This window comes from Streptococcus mitis (assembly GCF_002096845.1).
Lineage (GTDB): Bacteria > Bacillota > Bacilli > Lactobacillales > Streptococcaceae > Streptococcus > Streptococcus mitis_A.
The window spans coordinates 102,926-124,114 of the sequence record NZ_NCVK01000058.1; the positions used below are offsets into that span (position 1 = coordinate 102,926).

A 21,189-nucleotide genomic window follows, 5' to 3' on the forward strand; every position below is an offset into this window, starting at 1 on the left:
GTGCTCAAGGTGAAATGGTTTCATAAATCAAGAAAAACAAACTCTGAATTATTATTTGATATAGTTACCTATGGTTTAGCAATTTTCCTCATCCTGTTAATTGTTTATCCGTTATGGTTTGTAGTGATTGCATCTTTTAGTAATCCTTCAGATGTTGCAAACGGGAAGGTATGGTTTATTCCAAGAGAATGGAAATTAGATGGATATTTACGTCTTATTCAACAACCTTTATTTTTGCGTAGCTATTTAAATACAATTTTATATACTGTTGTTGGTACCTTAGTTGCTTTAGTAGTCAATATTCCAGCTGGTTATGCTTTATCTAGAAAAGAATTAGTTGGTAGAAAGTGGATGAGTATTCTATACATAATCCCTATGTTTGTATCAGGTGGCTTGATTCCTACCTACTTAACAGTAAAGAATGTAGGCTTGATTGATACATTTTGGGTAATGGTAATACCTTTTGCAGTTTCATCATACAATATTATTGTTGCTAGAACTTTCTTTAATAATAGTATTCCAGACGGGATGTGGGAGGCTGCGCAAATTGATGGCTGTGGTACAATTCGTTATTTTATTAAAATAGTTGTTCCGTTATCAAAAGCTATTATAGCAGTTATTGGACTTTGGACTGCAGTTGGTATTTGGAATTCGTGGTTTAATGCTTTAATTTATTTAACGAATGAAAATTTACAGCCATTGCAATTAATTTTACGACGTTTACTAATTAGTAATCAAATGTTACAATCGCAAGCAACAGGAGAAGTTGCATCAGATCTTCGTATCAAAGCTGATATGATGAAATATGCAGCAATTGTTATTTCAACCGCTCCGATTATGTTGTTGTATCCCTTTGTTCAAAAATATTTTAATCAAGGCGTAATGATTGGAGCCTTGAAAGAATAGGAGAAAAACATGAAAAATAAATCATTTACATATTTGTTCTTAGGAACAGTTACACTTGCTGGCTTAACAGCCTGTGCAAATTCCAATAATGCGAATAAGGACGATAAGTCTGGAGAAGATTCTTATAAAATCACAACTGTTCGTTGGTCTGACTGGGGGGAAGATTATCATAAAGGTTTTCTAACAGATTCGGCCAAAGAAGCAGGTATCGATGTTAAATGGGATACACTTGTAGCTGCAGATTGGGCAGATAAGAAATCTGTGTTGGTTGCTAGTGGAGATTTACCAGATGCATTTTTAGGTTCAAATGCTTTTACAGATTCAGAAATTGCTCAGAACCAATCTTTATTTATTCCATTGGAAGATTTAATCAAGGAAAACATGCCTAATTTAACTAAGGCTATGGAGAAAGAACCTAAGATTAAAGCTATGATTACTGCACCAGATGGTCATATCTACAGCCTGCCTAAAAAATTGCCGATGCGTCCTACAGTAGCTAATCAGCTATTTATTAATAAAAAGTGGCTGGATAATTTAGGATTAAAGGTTCCAGAAACTTATGATGATTTAGTAAAAGTACTACAAGAATTTAAGGATAAAGATGCGAACGGAAATGGAGATGCTTCTGATGAAATTCCATTCGGAGCAGGAAACTTTGATCCAACATTCTCATATATTCTTCCGTTCAATAATCGTTTAGGGGCAGATAATACATATGAAATGTCTGTAAAAGATGGAAAATCAGTCTACCTTCGTACAGAAGAAAGTTATAAACAAGGGATTGCAGCAATGCACGAATCTTATAAAAAAGGTTTGATTGATCCGGAAATCTTTACAGAAGATACCTCTATGAGTGTAGCAAAACGTATGGATAAGGGAGTATCTAGAGTAGGTGTTTCTAGTGGTTGGACAGCAGATGCAACGTTTGGCTTACATTCAAGTGAGTATATTGCTCTACCTGCTTTAAAAGGTATGGATGGTAAACAATATGTCTTTTCTGATCCAGATCATTACAACTATGGTCGAAATGAAATTTTGATTACAAATAAGAGCAAAAACCCTGCTAAATTATTGAAATGGTTGGATAAATTATATACAGATGAAGCAAGTATTCAGAATTTCTATGGATCATTTGGAATAGCTACTGAAAAGAATGGTGATAAGTTTAAAGTGTTACCTCCTAAAGATGGTAAATCAGCTGATGAATGGGCATGGATTAATTCACTTCGAGATTTTGGTCCTAAATACGTAAGCGATGATATCAATAGTCGCGTAGAAATCGATCAAACACAAGGTGATGGATTGAAATTGAAGATGGACCAAGATTTGAAACAATTTGCGTTGCCAGCTTACCCTAATGTGATTTATTCACAAGAAGAACTTAACAAATTATCATCAATCTATGTGAGTATTGAATCCTATGTCAAACAACAAGCATCTAAATGGGTAGTTGAAGGTGGCATAGAAAAAGAATGGGACTCATACAAAGAAACTCTTAAGAATATGGGATTGGACGAATTTATGAAGATTCAACAGGAAGCATATAATCGTTACCAAAAAGAAGTAAAAGAGTAATACTTTATATGAACTCTTGGTTGTATAAACAAGGGACTAGCTAATTACAGGAAGCGAGACTGATAACATCAAATTATCTCGCTTCCTTTATTCTAATTTTTAAAGAAATTTGGAAATGTTTTTTAAATAATTTAGGTAATATTTTTGTGCAACTGACATTCTAAAATATAGAGTTAAGACGATTGATTTTATGGAGAATATATTATGCAAAAATTATTTTCATTAGATGGAAAAGTGGTTAGAATTTTAACTTTTTTGACAGATTTAATTATTTTAAATACTCTATTTATTGTTAGTTGTATTCCAATAGTTACAATTGGGGCATCACTAACTTCTCTTACGACAATGTGGTATCGTATTTTAAAAGGTAAAGATACCGATATTGCTTATCATTATTTTCGGATCTTTAGACAAAATTTTAAACAGTCAACTTTTATTTGGTTGTTTATCCTCCTAATAGAATTACTTTTATATGTGAACTATTGTCTTTGGGGCTATTCAAGTTTACTTTCAGAGTATAGTTTATTGTTAGTGTTGCCCTTTTTATTTGTTATAATACTTTTGATGAGTGTTATTTTTCCCTATATTGGTCTATTTAAAGATAATCTAAAAAATAGTATTGTAAATAGCGTATTAATTTGTATGTTAAATCCAATACAAGCGATCATGTTGGTTTTATTTAATATTTCTGTACTATATATGAGTTTTAGTAGTCCAGAACGCGTTTTAACAGCTATTTACGTATTTACATTTGGGGGATTTGCTTTTTGTGGATTGATGAATGTAACGATAACAAATAAAATGTTTGATGAGGTAAAGAAATTTACTAAAAGGAGGGAAACAAATTGAAAATTTTTAAGGGAGAGTTTTATCGAATCTCTGTATTAACAGACAAGCTAGTAAGGTTAGAATACTCTCAAACTGGAAGTTTTGAGGATAGAACGACACAACTTATCTATAATAGAGATTTTGGCCAAGTTTCGTTAGATTATATCGAGACATCAAACGTACTAGATATTATGACGGACTATTTTCATTTGCACTTTAATAAAGGAGAATTTAACGCCGAAAATTTATTTATAGAATTAAAAGGAAATTTTGCTGTATATGGTAGTCGCTGGTATTTTGGTGAATCTATTGAAACGTTAAAAGGAACAGCTCGGACTCTGGATGAGGCAGATGGAGCAATCTCGTTAGAAGATGGAATTATTAGCCGAAATGGTATAGCCTTATTGGATGATTCTAAAGGATTTATTTGGGATGAACAGTCTGGTTATATTGAGAGAGAAAATCAAATTGACCTGTATTTCTTTGCCTATGGGCATGATTATAGAGGAGCAATCAGAGACTTTTACCATTTGACTGGTTCAACACCCTTGTTGCCAAGATATGCTTTAGGCAATTGGTGGAGTAGATATTGGCCTTATACGTCGGATGAATACTTGGATTTAATAGACAGATTTGAAACAGAGAAAATTCCATTATCTATCGGTGTGTTAGATATGGATTGGCATATAACTGACATTCCAGCTCGTTTTGGAAGTGGCTGGACAGGATATAGTTGGAATAAAAACTTAATACCTAATCCAGAACAGTTATTGCAACAACTTCATGATAGAAAGTTAAAACTCTCTTTAAATGTCCATCCTGCTGATGGTATACGGGCTTATGAAGAAGCTTATTCTCGAGTCGCCAAACGATTAGGGTTAAATGTAGAATTAGAAGAACCTGCTATTTTTGATTTTTTTAATCCCTCTTTTAGGGAAGCCTACTTTAAAGATGTTCATTATGAGCTAGAAAAGCAGGGAGTAGATTTTTGGTGGATTGACTGGCAACAGGGGACACAAGGCATGTTGGATCCACTATGGCTTTTAAACCATTATCACTATCAGGATAGTTGTAAAAATGCAGAAGGTGGTTTGATTTTATCAAGATATGCAGGACCGGGCAGTCACCGATACCCTGTTGGTTTTTCAGGAGATACCATTATTAGTTGGAATTCCTTAAGATTTCAACCTTATTTTACAGCGACAGCATCTAATATCGGTTATAGTTGGTGGAGTCATGATATCGGTGGGCACATGCTGGGGGATTATGACGAAGAGCTACAAACCAGATGGCTACAGTTTGGCGTTTTTAGTCCGATCACTCGATTACATAGTTCTAGAAGTCCTTTTAATAGTAAAGAACCTTGGTTTTTTTCAGAAACAACATCTAAGATTATGAAGAAATACCTTCGTTTGAGACATCAGATGATTCCCTATCTATACACTATGAATGTACAGACACACGAGGAAGGTGCCCCATTAATCAGCCCAATGTATTATTTCTACCCAGAGAATGATGAGAGTTATAATGTTCCAAATCAATACTTTTTTGGAACAGAACTGATGGTGGCTCCCATTGTAGAAAAGATGGATTTGGCATTCCAATCTGCAAAAGTGGATGTATGGTTCCCTGAAGGTGAATGGTATGACTTCTTTTCAGAGAAAAAATATACAGGTGGTGTGAAGTTAAGTGTTTATAGAGACATTTCGACTATACCTGTGTTTGCAAAAAGTGGTGCAATCATTCCTTTGGTTGGTTCCGAGATAGATATGGGTGTTGATTTACCTGAAGTTGTAGATTGGTATGTATTCCCAGGCAAACAACATTCTTTTGAAATGATTGAAGATCAAAATGGTCAAAGATATAAAACAAGATTATCAATCGATTGGGAAATGGGAATAGTAGAGTTAGCATTACAAGGAGATTCTAGTATCGTTCCAAGCAATAGAAAACATAGAATTCATTTTAAAGGAACGAATGTGTCTATGATTGAATTGCCAAATAAGAATACTACAGCTAGATTTGAATGGAAAGATCATAAAAGGACATCCCTAAATGACGAAGTTTTCAGACTACTAAAGACGGCTTCTCTTCCATATGAATTAAAAGATAGATTGTTAAATCAATTCATCAATGCCAAAAATTCTCATGAGTTAATGAATATCTTGCATCATCAGGATAAGGAATTGAGAGGGCGTTTGTTGGAAATGATATTTACTAGCGAAAACTAATTGAGACATTTCGTACACAATTTCTATTCTTTGATTGCTAATTATTATTTTTTAATGTGTAACAGTTTTACATCTCTATGCTTATTGGCTTGTATTTTAGTAATTACAAGTTTGGCATAGGGATGTTTTTTGTTTACTGAAGAGGAGAGGATAAGTATGTTTCGAGGTTTAAAACATTTTTCAACTAAATAAGAGCAAATTTTTAAAGGTGATTTTTCAAAGTAACTTTCGCTTGCCTGACCGAAGTGGAAGTTAGTCTGAAATGGAGTTTTATGATGGAATTAAGTATGAGACGTGTGATTTTTTCAGAAATTTTCTAAAACAAACAGGATTTGTTTGACATTTATTTGAAAATTCTGTAAAATGAATTATTATATCGTTAAAGGAGAATATATATGGAAAAACAGAAAACATTTTTTGGACATCCTATGGGCTTGTCCACCCTCTTCTTTACAGAAATGTGGGAACGCTTTTCTTACTATGGAATGCGAGCTATCCTACTTTACTATATGTACTATAGTGTGCAAGATGGTGGATTGGGAATGGATAAGACCACAGCTGCATCGGTTATGGCGATTTATGGCTCGCTGGTATTTTTGTCCTCGGTTATCGGTGGTTTTGTCAGTGACCGTATTTTAGGAAGTCGTAAGACTGTCTTTTACGGTGGGATTCTGATTATGCTAGGGCATATTGCTTTGGCAACACCTTTTGGACAAGTGGCTCTCTATCTTTCTATTGCTTTGATTATCTTTGGTACTGGATTTTTAAAACCCAATATCTCAGATATGGTGGGGGGAATTTATGAGAAAGAGGATGATAGACGGGATGCAGGTTTTAGTATCTTTGTCTTTGGTATTAACTTAGGTGCCTTCGTTGCCCCTTATCTAGTGGGTTATCTAGGTCAGGAAGTCAATTTCCATCTAGGTTTCTCATTAGCTGCTATTGGGATGTTCTTTGGTCTAGTGAAGTATGTTTTGGATGGGAAGAAATACCTGCCTGAATCAAGTCTTTACCCCACTGATCCACTTTCACAGAAGGACCAGCAGACCTTGATTAAACGCTTGCTGATTACACTTGTCATGGTTATTCTGGTGGTTATAGGTTTAGTCTTTACTCACCAGTTTAACGTGGATATGATTGTTAATATCTTTACAGTGATTGCGGTAATCATTCCAATCTACTATTTCTTTAAGATTTTATCTAGTCAGAAAATAACTGCCACTGAAAGATCTCGAGTATTTGCCTACATTCCTCTATTTATCGCTGGAGTACTCTTCTGGTCTATTGAGGAGCAGGGTTCTGTTGTTCTCGCTCTATTTGCGGATGATCAAACTCAACTTTACTTTAATGTATTTGGGAATCAGATTCATTTTCCATCTAGCTTTTTCCAAAGTATCAATCCCCTTTTCATTATGATTTATGTGCCGATTTTTGCGTGGTTGTGGGGGAAAATGGGTAAAAAGCAACCATCCTCCGCTAAGAAATTTGCTTACGGTTTATTTGCGGCGGGTTTATCCTTCTTGTGGATGATGTTACCAGGGATGTTCTTTGGGACAGATGTTAAGGTCAGTCCTTTCTGGTTGATTATGAGTTGGGCTATTGTGATTGTGGGTGAAATGTTGATTTCGCCGATTGGTCTATCAGTCACTAATAAGCTAGCACCAAAGTCCTTCCAAGCACAAATGATGTCTATCTGGTTCTTGAGTAATGCAGCTGCCCAAGCTATCAATGCTCAAATTGTAAAATTTTATACAAGCGAAACTGAAGTAGCTTACTATGGAATTGTTGGAGGAATTACGATTGTATTCGGTATTATCCTACTCTTCTACGTTCCACGTATTGAAAAACTAATGTCTGGTATCAAATAGAGAAAAACTGGAATTTCTGTAGGGATTTTAAAAGTTAGATCAATTATTTATTCAAAGGATTTAGTTCTGTATTGTATAGGGCTAGGTCCTTTTAGTTTGATTAATACTCTTCGAAAATCAAATTCAAACCGCGTCAACGTCGCCTTGCCGTATATATGTGACTGACTTCGTCAGTCTTATCTACAACCTCAAAACAGTGTTTTGAGCAACCTGTGGCTAGTTTCCTAGTTTGCTCTTTGATTTTCATTGAGTATAAAACTCACGATGTTTCTGTTTTTCCTAGTGGACATTTGTCTACTTTTTTTATATAATAAAACTAAACTATATTGGTTGAATTTTAAAAATATGGCTTCAAGTATCGATTAGTCTTTCTAAGGGAGATAATGTCCATTAAAGTATCATAATAGGAGGTGAAGTATGTATCAGCCAGAAAAATTAAAGGCTCGTAGGAAAGAGTTAAAACTGACACAGAAGGAAATTGCAGAGCAACTTGGGATTAGTTTCCAGGCTTACTCAGCTTGGGAACGTGGGATAAAAGAACCGTCTAAGGAGAAGGTAGCCCAGCTAGAGAATATTTTAAAAGTACCAAAAGGATATTTTACTCAGATCGAGATTGTCCGTCTCTACCATAGTCTCTCCAAGCAAGGGCAGGAGAAGGTTGTTCTCTATGCTCGCAACCTATCTCAAGAGGAGCAAGCCCAAAAAGTAACAGCTATTCCAGAGCGTCTCTACGAGTACCGTGTTTATGAACGCATGTCAGCAGGGATTGGGGCTTCGGTCTACGATGATCAGAATTTTGATACGGTTTACTTTAATGAGGAGTTGGCTCATGATTTTGCGTCATGGGTGTCTGGGGACTCCATGGAACCTAAATACCAAAATGGTTCAGTAGCTCTGATTCGAGAGACAGGATTTGACTATGATGGGGCGGTTTATGCAGTGGTTTGCAACAACCAGACCTATATCAAACGGGTTTATCGAGAGGAAGATGGCTTGCGTCTAGTCTCTATCAATCCTAAATACAAGGACATTTTCATCTCCTATGAGGAAGATCCTCGGATTGTGGGGATTATCGTTGGGAACTTTGTGCCGATGGAGGGCTAGCCTATGGGCTACTTTGATTATTCCCGAGAGTCTAAAAGTGACATCGCCTTTGTCGATATGAAATCCTTTTATGCCAGTGTTGAGTGTGTGAAAAGGGGCTTGCATCCGCTGAAAACCTCGCTTTGTGTCATGAGTCGCGCGGATAATTCAACTGGTCTTATCCTAGCCTCCTCTCCCATGTTTAAGAAGATTTTTGGCAAGTCAAATGTTGGTCGAGCCTATGATCTGCCCTTTGATATCAAGACCCGCAAATTTTCCTATTACAATGCTCGAAAGCAAGGACTACCTACCGACTCAGACTATGTTCGTTACATCGAAGATTGGGCTCAAGTGACCTTGATTGTGCCACCTAGGATGGATGAGTACATCGCAGTCAATATGGAAATCCAGCGAATCTTTCAAAACTATGGCAGTCCAGATGATATTTATCCTTACTCTATTGATGAGGGCTTTATTGACCTGACTAGTTCGCTCAACTATTTCATCCCAGATAAGAGTCTCTCTCGCAAAGACAAGCTGGATATGCTTTCTGCTCGTATGCAGAGGGATATTTGGAGGCAGACAGGGATCTACTCTACAGTGGGCATGTCAAATGCCAATCCTTTACTGGCCAAGTTGGCTCTGGATAATGAAGCCAAGCACACTCCGACCATGAGGGCCAACTGGTCTTACCAGGATGTGGAAGAGAAGGTCTGGTCCATTCCCAAGATGACGGATTTTTGGGGGATTGGCAGGCGGATGGAGAAACGCTTGAATGCCTTGGGGATTTGTTCCATCAAAGAATTGGCTACCAGCAATCCAGACCAGCTACAGAAAGTTCTCGGTCAGGCTGGTCTGCGTTTGTGGTTTCATGCTAACGGGATTGATGAGAGTAATGTTCATAAGCCCTATAAAGCTAAGTCCCAAGGTTTGGGAAATTCTCAAATCCTACCTAGAGACTACGTGAAGCTACGGGATATTGAAATTATTCTTCGAGAAATGGCGGAGCAGGTGGCTATTAGATTGAGAAGGTCTGGAAAGAAAACAACCCTTGTCTCTATCTATGTCGGTTTCTCTAAACAGGAAGTTAGGCCGTCTATTCACACACAAATGAAGGTCGAACCGACCAATAATACAGCTGTCTTAACAGATCATGTTTTGAAGTTATTTTATAATAAATACACTTCTGGAGCGGTCAGAAGTGTCGGAGTCAACTATTCAGGCTTTGTGGATGAGTCCTTTAGCTTGATTTCCCTCTTTGATGATGTTGACAAGTTAGAAAAAGAAGAAAGGCTCCAGACGGCCATTGACTCCATTCGGGAACAATTTGGTTTTACTTCTCTTTTAAGAGCCAATGCACTGGAAGAAGCCTCTAGGAGTCTTGCCAGAAGCAAGCTGATTGGGGGACATTCTGCTGGAGGATTAGATGGATTACAATGATTGATCGTTCTTATTTACCTTTTCAATCTGCGCGAGATTATCAAGATCCAGGTATGCAGAAGTGGATGGGATTTTACCTCTCAGAACACACCAGTTCGCTCAGTGCAGAAAAAAACCGTGTTGATTTTTCGATAGATTTGGACCCAGTTGAGAAACTACATTTACTTTCTCAGCTTTATGTTGGTCAACTTAAGGGAAGTTTTGTGGTAAAGGAAAAGAAGCAGAAGGCGACTATCATCGGTGTGGTGAGAGAGTTATCACCTCAGACTCTATCTATTAGGACAAACGAGGGATATAGGTTGATAGAGGTTGCAGATATCCTAGAAATTCGGCTGTGGGAGGAGGGAGTTTATGACTAGAAAAGAGCTGTATGAAAACAAACTGCAGATGGATTATTTTTCAGATGACTATATTCGTTTTGAAGAGGACTTCTACAAGTATTCAGCTATGGATGTACCATTGACATTCCTCACTGATGATATACTCAGAGAAATGGCCATGAGCCAAAAGAACTATTTCAAACTCAATAAGGAGAATAGCAAAGACGGACGAGATTACTATTTCTGCTTCAAAATTGAAATGAGCGATGAAAGTAAGATGGTTAAGAAGTATCAGTATTTGAAGGTGTTTACTCAGATGCTATAAAAGAGAATTTTTACGTTGTTAAAGAAATTCAATTTCTGGTATAATGGGAGAAACACAGATTTCTCTTAAGTACTCGAAAAAATTAAAATTGAAATCTAAAATACAGCTTATGAATTGGAGAAAATCATGAATTATGTTGAACTTTTTTCGGGAGCAGGAGGATTAGGCTTAGGATTTGAAGAAGCTGGTTTTAAGAATGTATTTGCGGTAGAATATGATCCACAAATCTCTAAAACTTATCAAAGAAATTTCCCTCAAAACAAATTGATTGTAGCTGATATTAAAACTCTTAACGATGAGGAAATTTTGAAACTTTCTGAAGGGAAAAAGATTGATGTTGTTATTGGTGGTCCGCCCTGTCAAGGATTTAGTCTTGCGGGCAACATCGGTCGAACTTTCGTTGAGGACGAGCGAAACTATTTATTTAAAGAATTTGTCAGAGTTGTATCCTTTCTGAAACCTTCGGTCTTTGTAATGGAGAATGTTGCACGTATGGCAAGTCATAATAAAGGTAAAACAATTGAAGAAGTAAAGAAATCATTTGAGGACATTGGATATGAAGTCCAGTATCAAGTTCTTCAGGCTGCAGATTATGGAGTTCCTCAAAAAAGACAAAGAATTTTTGTTGTAGGAACACTAGGACAAGACTTCTTTTATCCAGAAAAAACTTTGTCTGATTATATGACCGTGAAAGAAGCTATTGATGATTTACCTCCGTTACAAAGTGGAGAAGAGAGTGAAGTTCCCAATCATTTTGCTATGAAACATAGTCAGCAAATGCTTGAAAAAATGTCTTATGTTAAAGATGGCGGAGACCGAAATAGTATTCCAATTGAAATTCGGCCGAAATCTGGAGATATCAGAAAATACATCCGTTATGACAGTAATCAACCTGCTGTTACAGTAACTGGAGATATGAGAAAGGTTTTTCACTACAATCAAAACCGAGCCTTAACACCTAGAGAGTTAGCACGTTTACAAAGCTTTCCAGATGAATTTGTTTTTGAAGGTAGCAGTATAAACATTCAACAACAAATTGGTAATGCAGTTCCACCCAAATTAAGCTATGCAATTGCAACTGAGGTAAAAAGAAGTTTAGAGGAGAAATAAAGTGACTACAAAATATCCAAAAGTTAATTACATTGGTAATAAAGAAAAATTAGTTACTTGGCTCGTTGATAACTTTCCGATTGAGGGTGGAATAGTATTAGATGCTTTTTCTGGTGGTTGCTCTGTTTCTTATGAATTAAAAAAAAGAGGCTATGAAGTCATTACAAATGATGTCTTGTATTCGTCTTTTGTAGTGGCAAAATCTATTATTGAGAATAAAGATGAGCAGTTAGATGAAGAAGAGATAAAAAAAGTATTATCTATTCAGATTACTTCAGAAGTTCGTGAACAATACTCTTGGATTGAGAATAAATTATATTTCCCAGAGGAAGTTGATGAGTTAGCAAAGTTAGTAGAATATTCAAAGTCTTTAGATGGCAATAAGAAATACATTATGCAATCACTGATTCGTCGTGCAATGATTAGAAAACTGCCCTATTCACGAATGAATGTTCCGTGGAATAATATCGTTAAATTAAGAGATGAGGATTATTCCTATGAGAAATACGGGCGTCGTAGAGCATATCACAATGTTCCGTTTTCACAACATATTCTTGAAAATCTTTCATCATACAATGCTTCAGTTTTTGATAATGGATTAAATAATACCTCACATCAAGAAGATATTCTGAAACTTGCTGACACCATCAAACCAGTTGATTTAGTATATTTAGATCCACCTTATCCTGGTACTATGAATAAGTACGAATCCTTTTATGGATCCTTTGACAGACTATTTGGTAAGGAAATTAGTTATATAGATTTAACTAAGAGAGAAACATTTTTAGAATCAATCCTAAAGATAGTCTCTTCTTTCAAAAATAAAACTAAATATTTAGTCCTGAGTCTCAATTCTAATTCTACACCTAGTATCTCTGAAATTTCTCAAGCTTTTAGTGATTTCGGAAACGTAGAAGTAATTGAAAGAAAACATAATTACCAGGTAAGTGGAAAGAAGAATAAAAACAATAACTTTGAACAGATGCTAATTTTAAAATTTGATAATTAGGAGATTGTATATGAAAATAGGTCATTCTAAGAAAGCGGCTCAAAATCAACAGTATGAAGATTATTGGAAGCTGACAGTTGAGTATAGTGATATAAATGGATCTCAATTTAAGGATACGCTAAGTATAATTATAAAATATATAGATTTACACCCAGAATTGCAAAATTCAGAATTAAGTAGTAAAGAAATATCTGCGAAATACAAAGAGCTTCAAAAGAGAATATACTCTGTATATCCTAAAAAAGATATGGCTTCAACAAGAAAATCAATTAACCAAATGGTTAAATTGGGTTTTGTAGAACCGTTTTTAAAAGGTTATCATCGACTAACTAAGAAATTTTTAAATGCTAATAATAACGATAAAAGAGCATTGATTTTTTCAGAGATATTTTATAAGTCAGCAAATTTTCAATCTTCAGTTACTAGAGATGAATCAGATGTAAGGCAGATAAATTTCTTCTTAATGACTTTGATGTACCATCCTGAAAAAAGATTCAATAGAGATGAGATAGTTGCTCTAATGAGCACCGATATCAAATCATACTCACGAGGTTATTTAACTTATGATGAATTGAAATCAAAAGTGACTTTTGCTAAGGTCATTGATTTTCAAGGTAGAAAATACAATCAGATTGCTTATTTCTTCAACTTTTTACAGTATGTACCAGGGATTTCAGTGAGTAAGAAAAAAGATTCTGTTGTATATACAGAAGATGCAACAATCCAACTTAAAGATTCAATAAGTCTACGAAGAGATCCTACATTATTTAGGATTATGCGTGAAAACATTAAGCAAGAAAGTATTGAAAAATATGGTAAGGTTGTATGCTATCTAACTAAACAGGAGCTAAAAGGTCTAGTTGTTTCCCATATTGTTAGGTCAGCAGATGCTCTCCGAAATATGGATGTTGAAACAGCATATGACTATGAGAATGCTCTGTTATTGGAACCAAACTCTGATGCATATTTTGATAAACATGATTTGACTTTTGTAGAAGAAGGAATACCAGTGTATGGTAATGATGTTTCAGAGGACTTTATTAAAGGTAAGCAAGGTATGAAGTTAGACGGCTTCATTTTGACAGAGAAGAGACTTGGATATCTTGTTGAGCATAGAAACAAATTTAATTCGAAAAACAACGTTCCTTAATAAGTGAGGTTCAGATGACTATATTCGTTTTGAAGAGGATTTTCAAAAATACTCTGCCATGAACGTACCCTTGACTTTCTTGATTGATGACATCCTACGAACCATGGCGATGAATCAGAAAAACTACTTTGTCTTAAACAAGGAAAATGCCAAGGATGGGCGGGAGCATAGCTTTTATTTTAAGGTGGTAACGGAAAAAGCGTGTCCCAGAAATAGGACCTATACATACTCAGGGGTCAAGAATAGCAGTCAGTAGTGCCTTGTCTGCTATGAATGTATCATTTTTACAACACTTCATGGCTCATATCATGGGGTGTTTTTCTATTTAAGTCAAAGCCCATCAAAAAATCTCACTATTCATTAGGCTAAAGGAAACCTAATCATAGTGAGATTGTGAATTATAGTAGATTTCGTATTGCCTCTTCAATTTGTTTTGGGTCTGTTTTTGAAGAAAAGCGCTCAAAGACCTGACCATCACGACCGATGAGAAACTTAGCGAAATTCCATTCGACTCGTTTTCCCAGTGGGCCAGATTTTTGTTCTTTCAACCAAACATAGAGGGGATCTGCTTCCTTACCGTTGACCTTGATCTTGGCAAAACGTGGGAAGCTGGTCTGGTAATGTAGGCTACAGAAGGCGTTGATTTCCTCTGCGCTACCTGGTGCTTGTCCCATAAACTGATTGCAAGGGAAGTCTAAAATCTCAAAACCTTGTTCTTGATAGCGATCATAGAGTTCTTGAAGTCCTTGGTACTGGGGCGTTAAACCACATCCGGTAGCAGTGTTGACAATCAAGAGTACCTTACCACGATAGGCATCTAGTGAGATTTCTTGATTGTCTTGGTTCAAGACTGAAAAATCGTAAAGTGAAGTCATTGATTGCTTTTCTCCTTCTGTTTGGTATTTTTAGGAGTTTTCTCCTCTTGTAGTGATAGAAATCCGTAGGTCAGGGTTCCGAAAATACTACCGATAATCAGGCCATACATCAGGAAAGGAACACTTTTATCGAATTGCATGAGCAACTTCCCAAAATCTGAAAAGGACATTTGCTGAACGAAGACTTTATGAAAGATGAGTAGGGTAAAGAGGCCAATCTGAATACCGATAAACACAATCCAGCTTCGGAATTTGATTTGGGCTTTGCTGTAGGTCTTGAGGATGATTTCTGACTTGTCATCTTTTTCCAGATGGAGTTCTTTGACGGCTCTTTGAGTTTTTAAAGTAATGAAAAAAATGAGTCCAGAGTAAACGTAGGGCATGGCATAGCGAACGATTTCTATGAAGCGTCCAAATAACAGATAAAACAAGAAGAGAAAGAAGGAAGAATAAACGATTTGGACCATGGAGCGGGCGCAAGCCTTGTAGATAATCTCTTGTCGGCATTCATCAAAAGAGCCTTGGATATGAAAGAGATTTCGAAGTAGGCGAGTGGTGAAGTCTTCTTTTTTCATACTAGTAACCTCCTAAATGAGCGGTTTTACTGATTTTCTTTTACGAATTGATAGAGATAATAAAGATAAGTGATAGAAGAAAGGCTAGCAATAGTCAGCAGTAAATAATATTTCCAACCGCTTGAGACGAGCATCAGTTGTGGAAAAGATAGAATTATAAAGTATAGTGCTAAGTTAAGTGTGCGCGTTTTTGGGGAGTCAATCTTTAGATAAGTCAGTCCTTTGTTAAGTGCTAGAATAAAGACTAGCACGAGGAATGTCTCGTCGATTGGCAAGTTCCCTGAAATGATAATGAAGATGAGCAGAGAACTGAACAAAAGATGATAGGTAAGTAAAGTTAGTAATGATTTCATAGGGCACCTCCTAATTCTCATCTTGATTTTTCTTGGCTTTTGCAATGCGACGGGAGATGAGGAACTGTATGCTTGCTCCGAAGAAGATAGAACCGAGAATGCTTGATACACCATTTCTTATAGTGAGAAGAGAATGAAAATAGTCCTGACCTTCACCTATGAGTATATCGAGAAGAGGAGTTATAAAAAATATCCATAGACCAAAGAACAAACCTGCTTTCAGACCTGGGTAGTGTAGTTGCTTGCTTTCTTTCTCATTTAGCATATCTGGGTCAATAGCTGTAATCCCTGTTTTTTTCATTTGGTAGGTAACATAGCCAGCAGCAATGAGGGCAATCACTAAAATCAGAGGAGGATAGATTAGAGCCACTTCTTGAGGGTATTTATAGGCCAGAAGGAGTGGAATAAGATTTCCGAAAATCATCAGATAAAAGAGGACGATAAAGACTTGGTTACCGATACGATCGGCCTCACGCCGTTTGTATTCGTCAAGGGGACCAGAAATACCGTATGTGCGTTTGATCAGTTTTTCAGTGAAGGTTTCTTTTTTCATGAGTTGGCTCCTTTTTTAAAAATTATCCTCCCAAAAGAGACTGTTGAGGTCAGTTTGGAGGCTACGAGCGAGATTGAGACAGAGTTCCAGAGTTGGATTGTACTTGTCGTTTTCAATCATATTGATGGTTTGTCTCGAGACACCGATATCCTTGGCGAGCTCGAGCTGGGAAATGCCCAGTTCCTTGCGAAATTCTTTCACACGATTCATCTGGTCTCCTTTCTGATTTATGTCGTATATATTTGACTATATTATAGTCTTTTAAACATAAAGTGTCAAGTATTTTTGACATATTCTTAAAGAAATCTTACTTTTTTTGCCCTATTTGTCTGACTAGTGCAAGCTAGTCGGATTTGTGGTAAAATAGATAGGATATGACAAAAGAATTTCATCATGTAACGGTCTTACTCTATGAAACGATTGATATGCTCGACGTAAAGCCTGACGGTATCTACGTTGATGCGACTTTGGGTGGAGCAGGCCATAGCGAATATTTATTAAGTAAATTAAGTGAAAAAGGCCATCTCTATGCCTTTGATCAGGACCAGAATGCCATTGACAATGCACAAGAACGCTTGGCACCTTACATTGAAAAGGGGATGGTGACTTTTATCAAGGATAACTTCCGTCATTTGCAGGCACGTTTGCGCGAAGCTGGTGTTCAGGAAATTGATGGAATTTGTTATGACTTGGGAGTGTCTAGTCCTCAGCTGGATCAGCGTGAGCGCGGTTTTTCTTATAAAAAGGATGCACCACTGGACATGCGGATGAATCAGGATGCGAGTCTGACAGCCTATGAAGTGGTGAATCACTATGACTATCATGACTTGGTTCGTATTTTCTTCAAGTATGGCGAGGACAAATTCTCTAAACAGATTGCGCGTAAGATTGAACAAGCACGGGAAGTGAAGTCAATTGAGACGACGACTGAGTTGGCAGAGATTATCAAGTCGGCTAAGCCTGCAAAAGAACTCAAGAAAAAGGGCCATCCTGCCAAGCAGATTTTCCAGGCTATTCGAATTGAAGTCAATGATGAACTGGGAGCGGCAGATGAGTCCATCCAGCAGGCTATGGAGATGTTGGCTATAGATGCTAGAATCTCAGTGATTACCTTCCATTCGCTAGAAGACCGCTTGACCAAGCAATTGTTCAAGGAAGCTTCAACAGTTGAAGTTCCCAAAGGTTTGCCTTTCATCCCGGATGATCTCAAGCCCAAGATGGAATTGGTATCCCGTAAGCCAATCTTGCCAAGTGCAGAAGAATTAGAAGCCAATAACCGCTCGCACTCAGCCAAGTTGCGCGTGGCAAGAAAAATTCACAAGTAAGAGGAAAAAATGGTAGATAAGAAAGAAACAACCAGTCAATTCTTGCAGAGTCGTATAAAAAAATTCTCCCGTGTGGAGAAGGCTTTTTATCTCTCCATTGCGTTTACAGCTCTCGTTTTGGCATTGAGTATTATCTTTATGCAGACTCGACTCCTACAAGTACAAAATGATCTGACAAAAATCAATGCGCAGATAGAGGAGAAGAAGACAGAATTGGATGATGCCAAACAAGAGGTAAATGAATTGTTGAGGGCAGAACGCTTGAAAGAAATCGCAAATTCTAAGGACTTAAAATTGAATAATGAGAATATTCGATCAGCGGAGTAAGATATGAAGTGGACAAAAAGAATAACCCGATTTGCGATTAGAAACCGTAAATCTCCAGCAGAAAACCGTAAAATAGTGGGGAAGTACATCAGCTTGTTAGCTGTCGTACTTTTCGCTGTCTTTTTGGTCAATTTTGCTGTTATTATCGGGAGTGGTAGTAAATTTGGAACGGATCTAGTAAAAGAGGCTAAGAAGGTTCACCAAATAACTCGTACAGTCCCTGCCAAACGTGGGACTATTTATGACCGCAATGGAGTCCCGATTGCTGAGGACGCAACCTCCTATAATGTCTATGCTGTTATTGATAAAAAATACAAATCAGCAACGGGTAAAATTCTTTATGTAGAAGATGCCCAGTTTAATAAGGTAGCAGAGGTTTTCCATAAGTATCTGGATATGGACGAGGCTTATGTTAAAGAACAATTGTCTCAACCGAATCTGACTCAAGTTTCTTTTGGTGCCAAAGGAAATGGAATTACCTATGCCAATATGATGGCTATTAAAAAGGATTTGAAAGACGCTAGTGTTGAAGGAATTGACTTCACAACTAGCCCTAATAGAAGCTATCCAAATGGACAATTCGCTTCTAGTTTTATTGGTTTGGCCCAACTCCATGAAAATGAGGATGGTAGCAAGAGTTTGCTGGGAACTTCTGGGATGGAGAGTTCCTTGAACAGTATTCTTGCAGGGAAAGACGGTATTATTACCTATGAAAAAGATCGTCTGGGTAATATTGTCCCTGGAACAGAACAAGTTTCCCAACAAACGGTAGATGGCAAGGATGTTTATACAACATTGTCTAGTCCGCTACAATCTTTCATGGAAACTCAGATGGATGCCTTTCTAGAAAAAGTAAAAGGTAAGTATATGACCGCGACCTTGGTCAGTGCAAAGACCGGTGAAATCCTCGCTACCACCCAACGACCTACCTTTAATGCAGATACTAAAGAAGGAATCACTGAGGACTTTGTTTGGCGTGATATTCTTTATCAAAGTAACTATGAACCAGGATCAGCCATGAAGGTTATGACGTTAGCTTCTTCTATTGATAATAATACCTTCCCAAGTGGAGAATACTTCAATAGCAGTGAATTTAAAATGGCGGATGTGACGACTCGAGATTGGGATGTTAATGGTGGTTTGACTACTGGTGGGATGATGACTTTCTTACAAGGTTTCGCTCACTCCAGTAATGTTGGAATGAGTCTACTTGAACAAAAAATGGGAGATGCTACTTGGTTGGATTATCTAAAACGCTTTAAATTTGGGGTTCCAACTCGCTTTGGCTTGACAGATGAATACGCTGGTCAACTTCCAGCTGATAATATTGTTAGTATTGCTCAAAGCTCATTTGGGCAAGGAATTTCAGTGACACAAACACAAATGCTTCGTGCCTTTACAGCTATTGCTAATGATGGAGTTATGCTGGAGCCAAAATTTATAAGTGCTATTTATGATACTAACAATCAGTCTGTACGAAAGTCTCAAAAAGAGATTGTAGGAAAACCTGTATCTGAAGATACAGCAAGCTTGACTCGTACTAACATGATATTAGTTGGGACGGACCCTCTATATGGAACTATGTATAATCACCAAACAGGAAAGCCAATTATAACAGTTCCTGGACAAAATGTAGCAGTTAAATCCGGTACGGCTCAAATCGCTGATGAGAAAAATGGAGGCTACTTGGTTGGTTCTACCAATTATATTTTCTCAGTTGTGACTATGAATCCTGCTGAAAATCCTGATTTTATTCTTTACGTAACAGTTCAACAGCCAGAACACCTTTCTACACCTTGGTTTGGAGAATTTGCTAATCCTATTCTTGAACGAGCTTCTGCCATGAAAGATTCCCTTAACCTCCAATCTACCGCTAAAACGTTAGATCAGGTAACCAATCAAAGCGCTTATGCCATGCCTAGCATCAAGGATATTTCACCTGGTGATTTGGCGGAAGCCTTACGTCGAAATATTGTGCAACCAATCGTTGTTGGTACTGGAACAAAGATTAAAGAGACTTCTGTAGAAGAAGGAAAAAATCTTGCACCAAACCAACAAGTTCTCCTTTTATCGGATAAGGTAGAAGAAATTCCAGACATGTATGGCTGGAAAAAAGAGACTGCCGAGACCTTTGCTAAATGGTTGGATATTGAACTGGAATTTGAAGGTTCAGGTTCCGTTGTTCAGAAGCAAGATGTTCGGACTAATACAGCTATCAAAAACATTAAAAAAATTAAATTAACTTTAGGAGACTAATATGTTTATTTCTATTAGTGCTGGAATTGTGACATTTTTACTAACTTTAGTAGGAATTCCGGCCTTTATCCAATTTTATAGAAAGGCGCAAATTACAGGCCAGCAGATGCATGAGGATGTTAAACAGCACCAGGCAAAAGCTGGGACTCCTACAATGGGGGGGCTTGTTTTCCTCATTGCTGCAGTTGTGGTGAGTTTCCTCGTCGCTCTTTTTTCGAAACAATTGACCAATAATGTTGGTATGATTTTGTTTATTTTGGTCTTGTATGGCTTGGTTGGTTTTTTAGATGACTTTCTCAAGGTCTTCCGAAAGATCAATGAGGGGCTAAACCCCAAACAGAAATTGGCTCTTCAGCTTCTAGGTGGTGTTATTTTCTACCTTTTCTATGAACGTGGGGGCGATATGCTCTCTGTCTTTGGCTACCAAGTGCATTTAGGGATTTTCTATATTGTTTTTGCTCTTTTCTGGCTAGTTGGTTTTTCAAATGCAGTCAACTTGACAGATGGTATTGACGGTCTAGCTAGTATTTCAGTTGTGATTAGCTTGTCTGCTTATGGAGTTATTGCCTATGTGCAAGGTCAGATGGATATCCTTCTAGTGATTCTTGCCATGATTGGTGGTTTGCTTGGTTTCTTCGTCTTTAACCATAAGCCTGCTAAAGTCTTTATGGGGGATGTGGGAAGTTTGGCCCTAGGTGGAATGTTGGCAGCTATCTCTATGGCCCTCCACCAAGAATGGACTCTCTTGATTATCGGAATTGTTTATGTCTTTGAAACAACTTCGGTCATGATGCAAGTCAGTTATTTTAAACTGACAGGTGGTAAACGTATTTTCCGTATGACGCCTGTGCATCATCATTTTGAGCTTGGAGGATTGTCTGGTAAGGGAAGTCCTTGGAGCGAGTGGAAGGTCGACTTCTTCTTTTGGGGAGTGGGGCTATTAGCAAGTCTCCTGACCCTAGCAATTTTGTATTTGATGTAAGAATGGCACCCTGATGTTTCAGGGTGTTTTTGCGTTAAATACACAATTAAAATCAAAGAGCAAACTAGGAAGTGCTCAAAACATAGCTTAGAGGTTGT

The 21,189-nt window shown here is 37.2% G+C and carries 22 protein-coding genes; 17 read left to right on the forward strand and 5 right to left on the reverse strand.

What is annotated here, in order from left to right; all coding sequences use genetic code 11:
* The first annotated feature begins 9 nt into the window (after positions 1–9).
* The 13 genes from B7695_RS08255 to B7695_RS11530 all read left to right on the forward strand — a co-directional run bounded on the left by B7695_RS08255 (position 10) and on the right by B7695_RS11530 (position 14,101).
* Positions 10–906, forward strand: coding sequence for a carbohydrate ABC transporter permease (locus tag B7695_RS08255; protein ID WP_000870790.1), 897 nt, complete (start codon positions 10–12; stop codon positions 904–906).
* 9 nt (positions 907–915) lie between these two features.
* Positions 916–2,481, forward strand: a complete 1,566-nt coding sequence (locus B7695_RS08260) for a type 2 periplasmic-binding domain-containing protein (protein ID WP_084891018.1) — start codon at positions 916–918, stop codon at positions 2,479–2,481.
* Between the two features lie 204 nt (positions 2,482–2,685).
* Positions 2,686–3,330 (forward strand): DUF624 domain-containing protein, encoded by a 645-nt coding sequence (locus tag B7695_RS08265; protein WP_084891020.1) that lies wholly within the window; start codon positions 2,686–2,688, stop codon positions 3,328–3,330.
* A complete protein-coding gene (locus B7695_RS08270; protein WP_084891022.1) occupies positions 3,327–5,540 on the forward strand; it encodes a glycoside hydrolase family 31 protein in 2,214 nt (737 codons plus the stop codon). The genes B7695_RS08265 and B7695_RS08270 overlap by 4 nt, the downstream gene beginning before the upstream one ends.
* Before the next feature lie 458 nt (positions 5,541–5,998).
* Positions 5,999–7,408 carry a peptide MFS transporter gene (locus tag B7695_RS08275; protein WP_419991790.1) on the forward strand — a complete coding sequence of 470 codons (1,410 nt, stop codon included), beginning with the start codon at positions 5,999–6,001 and terminating at the stop codon, positions 7,406–7,408.
* Positions 7,409–7,825: 417 nt separating this feature from the next.
* Positions 7,826–8,512, forward strand: a complete 687-nt coding sequence (locus B7695_RS08280; RefSeq protein WP_084891024.1) for an XRE family transcriptional regulator — start codon at positions 7,826–7,828, stop codon at positions 8,510–8,512.
* A 3-nt stretch (positions 8,513–8,515) separates the two neighbouring features.
* Entirely contained in the window at positions 8,516–9,931 is a 1,416-nt protein-coding gene (locus B7695_RS08285) for a Y-family DNA polymerase (protein ID WP_084891027.1), read from the forward strand.
* Positions 9,928–10,290, forward strand: coding sequence for a hypothetical protein (locus tag B7695_RS08290; protein WP_084891029.1), 363 nt, complete (start codon positions 9,928–9,930; stop codon positions 10,288–10,290). Before B7695_RS08285 ends, B7695_RS08290 begins: the two co-directional genes overlap by 4 nt.
* A complete protein-coding gene (locus tag B7695_RS08295; RefSeq protein WP_084891031.1) occupies positions 10,283–10,576 on the forward strand; it encodes a DUF5960 family protein in 294 nt (97 codons plus the stop codon). Before B7695_RS08290 ends, B7695_RS08295 begins: the two co-directional genes overlap by 8 nt.
* A 126-nt stretch (positions 10,577–10,702) precedes the next feature.
* Positions 10,703–11,686, forward strand: a complete 984-nt coding sequence (locus tag B7695_RS08300; RefSeq protein WP_084891032.1) for a DNA cytosine methyltransferase — start codon at positions 10,703–10,705, stop codon at positions 11,684–11,686.
* Between the two features lies 1 nt (position 11,687).
* Positions 11,688–12,695 (forward strand): DNA adenine methylase, encoded by a 1,008-nt coding sequence (locus tag B7695_RS08305; protein WP_084891034.1) that lies wholly within the window; start codon positions 11,688–11,690, stop codon positions 12,693–12,695.
* 10 nt (positions 12,696–12,705) lie between these two features.
* Positions 12,706–13,845, forward strand: coding sequence for an HNH endonuclease signature motif containing protein (locus B7695_RS08310; protein WP_084891036.1), 1,140 nt, complete (start codon positions 12,706–12,708; stop codon positions 13,843–13,845).
* Positions 13,846–13,867: 22 nt separating this feature from the next.
* Positions 13,868–14,101, forward strand: coding sequence for a DUF5960 family protein (locus tag B7695_RS11530; protein ID WP_084891038.1), 234 nt, complete (start codon positions 13,868–13,870; stop codon positions 14,099–14,101).
* 142 nt (positions 14,102–14,243) lie between these two features.
* Here B7695_RS11530 and B7695_RS08320 read toward each other — a convergent pair whose 3' ends face one another.
* The 5 genes from B7695_RS08320 to B7695_RS08340 are packed head-to-tail and all read right to left on the reverse strand — an operon-like array spanning position 14,244 to position 16,411.
* Positions 14,244–14,720: a glutathione peroxidase gene (locus B7695_RS08320; RefSeq protein WP_084891040.1), complete on the reverse strand. Its 477-nt coding sequence runs from the start codon at positions 14,718–14,720 to the stop codon at positions 14,244–14,246.
* Positions 14,717–15,295 (reverse strand): DUF3278 domain-containing protein, encoded by a 579-nt coding sequence (locus tag B7695_RS08325; protein ID WP_084891042.1) that lies wholly within the window; start codon positions 15,293–15,295, stop codon positions 14,717–14,719. The genes B7695_RS08320 and B7695_RS08325 overlap by 4 nt, the downstream gene beginning before the upstream one ends.
* Positions 15,296–15,321: 26 nt before the next feature.
* Positions 15,322–15,648: a hypothetical protein gene (locus B7695_RS08330; RefSeq protein WP_084891044.1), complete on the reverse strand. Its 327-nt coding sequence runs from the start codon at positions 15,646–15,648 to the stop codon at positions 15,322–15,324.
* Between the two features lie 10 nt (positions 15,649–15,658).
* A complete protein-coding gene (locus B7695_RS08335) occupies positions 15,659–16,201 on the reverse strand; it encodes a DUF3278 domain-containing protein (protein ID WP_084891046.1) in 543 nt (180 codons plus the stop codon).
* Positions 16,202–16,216: 15 nt separating this feature from the next.
* On the reverse strand, positions 16,217–16,411 hold the full coding sequence (locus tag B7695_RS08340) for a helix-turn-helix transcriptional regulator (RefSeq protein WP_001082471.1): 195 nt from the start codon (positions 16,409–16,411) through the stop codon (positions 16,217–16,219).
* Positions 16,412–16,575: 164 nt separating this feature from the next.
* On the opposite strand from B7695_RS08340, the gene rsmH reads away from it, so the two are divergent.
* From rsmH to mraY, 4 genes are read left to right on the forward strand one after another with little or no spacing between them, the layout of a single operon-like run.
* The gene (rsmH, locus tag B7695_RS08345) at positions 16,576–17,526 is read left to right on the forward strand and encodes a 16S rRNA (cytosine(1402)-N(4))-methyltransferase RsmH (RefSeq protein WP_084891048.1); all 951 of its coding nucleotides are present in this window, start codon (positions 16,576–16,578) and stop codon (positions 17,524–17,526) included.
* 9 nt (positions 17,527–17,535) lie between these two features.
* On the forward strand, positions 17,536–17,853 hold the full coding sequence (ftsL, locus tag B7695_RS08350) for a cell division protein FtsL (RefSeq protein WP_000227825.1): 318 nt from the start codon (positions 17,536–17,538) through the stop codon (positions 17,851–17,853).
* A 3-nt stretch (positions 17,854–17,856) separates the two neighbouring features.
* Positions 17,857–20,109, forward strand: a complete 2,253-nt coding sequence (gene pbp2x, locus B7695_RS08355; protein WP_084891050.1) for a penicillin-binding protein PBP2X — start codon at positions 17,857–17,859, stop codon at positions 20,107–20,109.
* A 1-nt stretch (position 20,110) separates the two neighbouring features.
* Complete coding sequence (gene mraY, locus B7695_RS08360; RefSeq protein WP_050209108.1) at positions 20,111–21,091, forward strand: phospho-N-acetylmuramoyl-pentapeptide-transferase; 981 nt, start codon at positions 20,111–20,113, stop codon at positions 21,089–21,091.
* The last annotated feature ends 98 nt before the right edge of the window (positions 21,092–21,189 follow it).

Bases quoted from the DNA above. Each gene is read 5' to 3' on its own strand.
- B7695_RS08260 (WP_084891018.1), top strand. From the start codon at position 916: ATGAAAAATAAATCATTTACATATTTGTTCTTAGGAACAGTTACACTT.
- B7695_RS08265 (WP_084891020.1), top strand. From the start codon at position 2,686: ATGCAAAAATTATTTTCATTAGATGGAAAAGTGGTTAGAATTTTAACT.
- B7695_RS08275 (WP_419991790.1), top strand. From the start codon at position 5,999: ATGTGGGAACGCTTTTCTTACTATGGAATGCGAGCTATCCTACTTTAC.
- B7695_RS08280 (WP_084891024.1), top strand. From the start codon at position 7,826: ATGTATCAGCCAGAAAAATTAAAGGCTCGTAGGAAAGAGTTAAAACTG.
- B7695_RS08285 (WP_084891027.1), top strand. From the start codon at position 8,516: ATGGGCTACTTTGATTATTCCCGAGAGTCTAAAAGTGACATCGCCTTT.
- B7695_RS08290 (WP_084891029.1), top strand. From the start codon at position 9,928: ATGATTGATCGTTCTTATTTACCTTTTCAATCTGCGCGAGATTATCAA.
- B7695_RS08295 (WP_084891031.1), top strand. From the start codon at position 10,283: ATGACTAGAAAAGAGCTGTATGAAAACAAACTGCAGATGGATTATTTT.
- B7695_RS08300 (WP_084891032.1), top strand. From the start codon at position 10,703: ATGAATTATGTTGAACTTTTTTCGGGAGCAGGAGGATTAGGCTTAGGA.
- B7695_RS08310 (WP_084891036.1), top strand. From the start codon at position 12,706: ATGAAAATAGGTCATTCTAAGAAAGCGGCTCAAAATCAACAGTATGAA.
- B7695_RS08320 (WP_084891040.1), bottom strand. From the start codon at position 14,720: ATGACTTCACTTTACGATTTTTCAGTCTTGAACCAAGACAATCAAGAA.
- B7695_RS08325 (WP_084891042.1), bottom strand. From the start codon at position 15,295: ATGAAAAAAGAAGACTTCACCACTCGCCTACTTCGAAATCTCTTTCAT.
- B7695_RS08330 (WP_084891044.1), bottom strand. From the start codon at position 15,648: ATGAAATCATTACTAACTTTACTTACCTATCATCTTTTGTTCAGTTCT.
- B7695_RS08335 (WP_084891046.1), bottom strand. From the start codon at position 16,201: ATGAAAAAAGAAACCTTCACTGAAAAACTGATCAAACGCACATACGGT.
- B7695_RS08340 (WP_001082471.1), bottom strand. From the start codon at position 16,411: ATGAATCGTGTGAAAGAATTTCGCAAGGAACTGGGCATTTCCCAGCTC.
- rsmH (WP_084891048.1), top strand. From the start codon at position 16,576: ATGACAAAAGAATTTCATCATGTAACGGTCTTACTCTATGAAACGATT.
- ftsL (WP_000227825.1), top strand. From the start codon at position 17,536: ATGGTAGATAAGAAAGAAACAACCAGTCAATTCTTGCAGAGTCGTATA.
- pbp2x (WP_084891050.1), top strand. From the start codon at position 17,857: ATGAAGTGGACAAAAAGAATAACCCGATTTGCGATTAGAAACCGTAAA.
- mraY (WP_050209108.1), top strand. From the start codon at position 20,111: ATGTTTATTTCTATTAGTGCTGGAATTGTGACATTTTTACTAACTTTA.